The organism is Streptococcus pluranimalium, assembly GCF_047785745.1.
Lineage (GTDB): Bacteria > Bacillota > Bacilli > Lactobacillales > Streptococcaceae > Streptococcus > Streptococcus pluranimalium_B.
Genome location: NZ_JBLOJT010000108.1, coordinates 1 through 5,605, shown reverse-complemented (window position 1 = coordinate 5,605; position 5,605 = coordinate 1). Strand labels below are relative to the sequence as shown.

Genomic DNA, 5,605 nt, shown 5'->3' with positions numbered 1-5,605 from the left:
ATATGTGAGATTAGAAATATGAACATCATATTGTTGGCTAATCCAAGGCCACGACATTCCGTTCTTTCTCAGCTCATATATTTCTAGTTTATCTTTATAACTTAACTTCATAAGAAAAACACTCCAATCGTTAGATTTTATGTCTAACTTTTGGGGTGCAGTTCAGCATTGGGATATTTTTCATAAAAACCAGTGTCATCTCCTGATGGGAATTCGGCGTGTGAGTGCCCTGTTACAACAGCATCAACCCCTTCGATACCAGCAATTTGGTAACCGACGTTCTCTTCGCCTTCGTGGTATTCGTCATCACCGATACCAGAGTGAGATAGGACAAGGACGATGTCAGCTCCAGCTTGACGGATTTTAGGGACCAATTCTTCTAAAGTTTTAACGGAATCACGAACAGTCACTTTGCCTTCTAAGTTTGCCTTATCCCAGTTGAGGATTTGTGGGGGGACGATTCCTGTAATACCAATATTAAGGTTAACCTGCTTTCCCCCGGCATCTTTAAAGGTTTTAGTGATGATTTCGTATTGTTTAAAGAGCGGTTGATTGCTAGTAGCATCAATAACATTAGCATTGACCACAGGAAGACCAGCGGTTGAGATCACATTTTTAAGGTAATCAAGACCATAGTTAAATTCATGATTACCAAGTGTTGAGGCATCGAAACCTAAGGCATTGAGAGCAGCGTACATAGGATGTTGCTCTCCTTTTTCGAGACGATCAACCAAAGCCTTATAAGTTCCAAGGGGTGTTCCTTGGATAAGGTCGCCATTGTCAACGAGGATGACATTACTATTTTCAGCCTTAGCATGGTCAATCAAAACGGCTGTTTTGGCCAAACCAATAGTTTGAGAAGCCTTATCTTGATAGTAGTCATAGTTGACAAGATTGGTATGTAAGTCAGTCGTTGACAAGATACGAACATCCACCTCTTGTCCTTCTTGAGGAGTGACGGCATCAGCTGTGTTATCTACAAGAGGCTGAGCAGCTGTTGCATTAGCTAATCTTTCTGTTTCATCAAGTGGTTGAGTTTCTTCAACGGGTGATTCTGGCACAAGGGGTTGGCTACTATCATTTCCAGCTACCGTTGTATCAGTAGTAGGAGCTGGCTGGTTAACGGCATTGGTATCAGCTGATGATGCTGTGCTATTTGTTTCTTCTGCTTGCACAAGGTTCGCACTTGCTGTGGCAGCTAGAAGAGATAATAATAGAGCGCTTTTTGACCAATAATGCTTTGACATAGGATCTCCTTTTTTCAAAAAATAAATTGCATTAACATTATATAAAAAGCAACCCTTTTCATCAATAAGATTTTCAAATAAAACGAACATTTTTTCAAAAAAGATAGTTTAATATTTGTTTTTAATCTAATGTTCTGTCAAATCTTACAAAATGAGTGATTAGAGAGAGCCCTCGTTCCTTTTTCTAAAAAATCGTGTTAAAATAGTTACACGATAAGAGTCTAAGATTGGGTAGGTAGTTAGAATGGCAAAAACAGTTGATTTAACTGGTCAGGAAGTTGTTGCACTAGCAGCGCAATACATGCTGGAAGAGGATCTCGCATTAGTGAAGAAGGGGCTGGAGTGTGCGGAAAAGGCGCATAAGGAACAGTACCGCAAGTCTGGTGAGCCTTACATTATTCATCCTATCCAAGTTGCTGGTATCTTAGCTGGCTTGCATTTGGATGCTGTGACTGTTGCCTGTGGCTTCCTTCATGATGTTGTTGAAGACACCAACTTTACCTTGGGTGATATTGAAGAGCTATTTGGCAAGGATGTTCGTAATATTGTCGATGGCGTGACTAAACTTGGTAAAGTAGAGTATAAATCGCATGCTGAGCAGCTAGCGGAGAACCATCGTAAGATGTTGATGGCTATGTCCAAGGACATTCGTGTCATTTTGGTGAAATTGGCTGACCGCTTGCATAACATGCGCACCTTGAAACATTTACGTAAGGATAAGCAAGAGCGTATCTCTCGAGAGACTATGGAGATTTATGCACCTCTAGCCCACCGTCTTGGTATTAGTCGTATCAAATGGGAACTGGAAGATTTATCTTTCCGCTATCTTAATGAAGTAGAATTTTATAAAATTTCCCACATGATGAAGGAAAAACGTCGTGAACGTGAAGAACTTGTGGATGAAATTGTGAATAAAATCAAGTCAACAACAGAAGAAGAGGGAGTCTTTGGTGAGGTCTATGGACGTCCCAAACATATCTATTCCATCTATCGCAAAATGCGTGACAAGAAGAAACGCTTTGATCAGATTTATGATTTGATTGCGATTCGTTGCGTTATGGAAACTCAGAGTGACGTCTATGCTATGCTTGGCTATATTCATGAGCTCTGGCGCCCAATGCCTGGTCGTTTTAAAGATTACATTGCTAATCCTAAAGCTAATGGCTATCAGTCTATTCATACGACAGTTTATGGTCCTAAGGGCCCGATTGAGATTCAAATTCGTACCAAGGATATGCACCAAGTGGCTGAGTTTGGGGTGGCGGCTCACTGGGCTTATAAAAAAGGGATTACAACTAAGGTTGATCAAAAAGAGTCTGCCTTAGGCATGAATTGGATTAAAGATCTTGTTGAACTGCAAGATGCTTCCAATGGTGATGCGGTTGACTTTGTTGATTCTGTTAAGGAAGATATCTTCTCAGAGCGGATTTATGTCTTCACACCAACAGGTGCTGTGCAAGAATTGCCGAAAGATTCAGGCCCTATTGACTTTGCCTATGCTATCCATACTCAAGTTGGTGAAAAAGCTACGGGTGCTAAAGTTAATGGTCGTATGGTTCCGCTGACTGCCAAGCTAAAAACGGGTGATGTGGTTGAAATCGTGACGAATAGTAATTCTTTTGGTCCCAGTCGTGACTGGATTAAGATGGTCAAAACAACTAAGGCTCGCAATAAAATCCGTCAGTTTTTCAAGAACCAAGACAAGGAAATGTCTGTCAACAAGGGGCGTGAGCTCTTGGTGGACTATTTCCAAGAACAAGGATATGTCGCTAACAAGTATCTTGAGAAGAAGCATATTGAGGAAATTCTTCCAAGACTTAGTGTTAAAAGCGAAGAAGCCCTTTATGCTGCTGTAGGCTTCGGGGATATCAGCCCTGTTAGTGTCTTTAATAAATTGACTGAAAAAGAGCGTCGTGAAGAAGAACGTGCTCGAGTCAAGGCTGAAGCCGAAGAGCTTATGAAGGGTGGAGAGGTTAAGGCTGAGAAGAAGGATGTCTTGAAGGTTAAGAGCGATGAAAATGGTGTTATCATTCAAGGAGCATCGGGACTTCTCATGCGTATCGCCAAATGTTGTAGCCCAGTTCCAGGTGACGCTATCGAAGGCTATATCACCAAAGGGCGTGGAGTTGCTATTCATCGTCAAGATTGTCATAATATCAAGAGTCAAGAGGGCTATGAACAACGTTTGATTGAGGTAGAGTGGGATGATGCTAATTCGCGTAAAGAGTATCAAGCTGAAATCGACATCTATGGTCTTAATCGCTCAGGGATTCTCAACGACGTTATTCAAATCGTATCCAACGCCACCAAAAATATTTCTTCTTTTCATGCACAACCAAGTAGGGATATGAAATTTGCCAACATTCACGTGACCTTCGGTATTCCAAATGTTTCAGAACTAACGTCGGTTGTTGATAAGATTAAGATTATTCCGGATGTGTATTCTGTTAAGCGTACCAATGGCTGAGACTTAAGGCTAAATCAATTGATACTTTGTTAGAGCTCCTTGCCTAACATCAGTTATGCCTTCGTCACTCTGCCTCGTCTCAATGTGATTTATCCTTAAGTCTCACTAGGTGCTGGGGATAGCACCTTTTGGGTTGTAGATGGGGAAAGCCTTAGCTTTCGACTTTGAATGGATAGAGTATTTGTCTTTATACTTTGTCAGCTTGCCTCGATATCCTTTAGTATTATCGTCTTCATTTCCTTGCCTCAGTGTGATTTATCTTTGATATGTAAGCTGTGGCAGTGGAATAAGATTAGCGTGTTCTGATGTTTTTAGAAAGTAATTGGATTTATGAAAATTGTGATTCAGAGGGTTTCAGAGGCGTCTGTAACCATTGATGAGAAAATAGTCGGTCAGATTGGTCAAGGACTCATGCTCTTGGTTGGAGTAGGCCCTGAGGATACTCAAGAAGACTTGGATTATGCAGTGCGCAAGATTGTCAATATGCGTATCTTTTCTGATGCCGATGATAAGATGAATTTGTCCGTTCAAGATATCAAGGGGAGCATCTTGTCGATTTCTCAGTTTACTCTTTATGCGGACACTAAAAAAGGGAATCGTCCAGCCTTTACGGGTGCTGCAAAACCAGATATGGCAAGTGATTTCTATGATCAGTTTAACGCTTCCTTAGCTGAATACCTCCCTGTTGAAAAGGGGATTTTTGGAGCAGATATGAAGGTGTCTCTAGTCAATGATGGTCCCGTAACGATTATTTTAGATACAAAGAATAGGTAAGTCATATGCGATTAGTGGTTTTGTTTGTGTTAAGTTTATATTTAGTCCTTGTAACATTTTCTGCTGTCCTAGGAAGTATAGGAGCAAGAATGATTACCAAAAGAAATATGCTACTAACACTTTTCAGTGCTTTGGTCATAGTGGCTTGTACTTATAGTTACTTATGGCAACATCATGATAGTGCTATTTATGGGATTGCTGGTGGTCTATTTGCTCTTTCTGGGATAGCCTTAAGCAATGGTTTTCAGATGCACCAAAAACCACACATCAGCCATCATGTGATTAGAATGGCAATCAATGTGATTTTCTTACTTGCTTTATATTTGGTGAGGTGATAGTATGATTGGAATTATTGCAGGGACGCCCGTTGATACAGCTTTTGGGGTTGATCTGGTTAAGCGCGTGACTGACAACTATATCAGCGTAGCCATTTCTCAGAATCCAGAAGAACAGACAGTCTTTCAGGTTTTGCCAGAGGTAGATAAAAAAGCCCATCTGACGGCTGTTTTAAAGGATTTTCAGGCAAAAGGCGTGACGCAAGTCTTGGTTTATTGCAACTCTTTGAGCAGTTCTGTCGATTTTGATGAGCTTTCGGATGCTTTATCTTTGGAAATTCTGACACCCTTGCATTTCTACCGTGACCTCGCCATGTCCTATCAGACCATGGGGCTTCTCGCAGCCAATGCACAAGGCAGCGCAGGTATTGAACGTGTCATCACTTGGAAGAATCCACGTAGTAGAGTACACGCTGTGTCTAGCCTAGATTGGGTTGAAGCCATTGAAAATAAAGCACCAGCTGATCAAATTGTAGCAAGTATGGGCTTGAAAGATACTATTCAACTCTTTGAAGCTTTAGGTGTAGAAGCCGTTGTCTTTGGTTGCACACATTTTCCCTATTTTTTAGAAGCCTATCAAAAAGAGACAAGTTTGCCTTGTCTAAGTGCCGATGATTATTTTTTAGACTCATTAAAAACCCAAATTTGATTTTGTCAAGTTTACCTTCATAAACTTGAGTTCTATCTGTTGCTTTTTTCAAATTTTGATTTTCTTAGAGTATTAGAATCATTAACCGTTTAAAAACGAGAGACTCGGCATCTCTCGTTTTTGTATGTTAATC

At 40.7% G+C, this 5,605-nt stretch carries 5 protein-coding genes and 1 pseudogene; 4 read left to right on the top strand and 2 right to left on the bottom strand.

What is annotated here, in order from left to right; genetic code table 11:
* Both ACMZ6U_RS09000 and ACMZ6U_RS08995 read right to left on the bottom strand, forming a co-directional pair.
* On the bottom strand, positions 1–111 hold a 111-nt coding region (locus tag ACMZ6U_RS09000; RefSeq protein WP_416108069.1), incomplete at its 3' end, for a fucose isomerase.
* 50 nt (positions 112–161) lie between these two features.
* Positions 162–1,247 (bottom strand): annotated as a pseudogene (locus ACMZ6U_RS08995) (metallophosphoesterase); the annotation flags it as partial.
* 244 nt (positions 1,248–1,491) lie between these two features.
* Between ACMZ6U_RS08995 and ACMZ6U_RS08990 the strand changes: the two are divergent.
* From ACMZ6U_RS08990 to ACMZ6U_RS08975, 4 genes are all read left to right on the top strand, one after another.
* Positions 1,492–3,714, top strand: a complete 2,223-nt coding sequence (locus ACMZ6U_RS08990) for a RelA/SpoT family protein (protein ID WP_416108067.1) — start codon at positions 1,492–1,494, stop codon at positions 3,712–3,714.
* A gap of 330 nt (positions 3,715–4,044) precedes the next feature.
* Positions 4,045–4,488, top strand: a complete 444-nt coding sequence (dtd, locus tag ACMZ6U_RS08985) for a D-aminoacyl-tRNA deacylase (protein ID WP_416108065.1) — start codon at positions 4,045–4,047, stop codon at positions 4,486–4,488.
* An 89-nt stretch (positions 4,489–4,577) separates the two neighbouring features.
* Positions 4,578–4,823: a hypothetical protein gene (locus tag ACMZ6U_RS08980; protein WP_240314761.1), complete on the top strand. Its 246-nt coding sequence runs from the start codon at positions 4,578–4,580 to the stop codon at positions 4,821–4,823.
* Between the two features lie 4 nt (positions 4,824–4,827).
* A complete protein-coding gene (locus ACMZ6U_RS08975) occupies positions 4,828–5,472 on the top strand; it encodes a glutamate racemase (protein WP_416108063.1) in 645 nt (214 codons plus the stop codon).
* Positions 5,473–5,605: the final 133 nt, after the last annotated feature.

Coding starts and splice junctions, on each gene's coding strand:
- ACMZ6U_RS08980 (WP_240314761.1), top strand. CDS start 4,578: ATGATTACCAAAAGAAATATGCTACTAACACTTTTCAGTGCTTTGGTC.
- dtd (WP_416108065.1), top strand. CDS start 4,045: ATGAAAATTGTGATTCAGAGGGTTTCAGAGGCGTCTGTAACCATTGAT.
- ACMZ6U_RS08975 (WP_416108063.1), top strand. CDS start 4,828: ATGATTGGAATTATTGCAGGGACGCCCGTTGATACAGCTTTTGGGGTT.
- ACMZ6U_RS08990 (WP_416108067.1), top strand. CDS start 1,492: ATGGCAAAAACAGTTGATTTAACTGGTCAGGAAGTTGTTGCACTAGCA.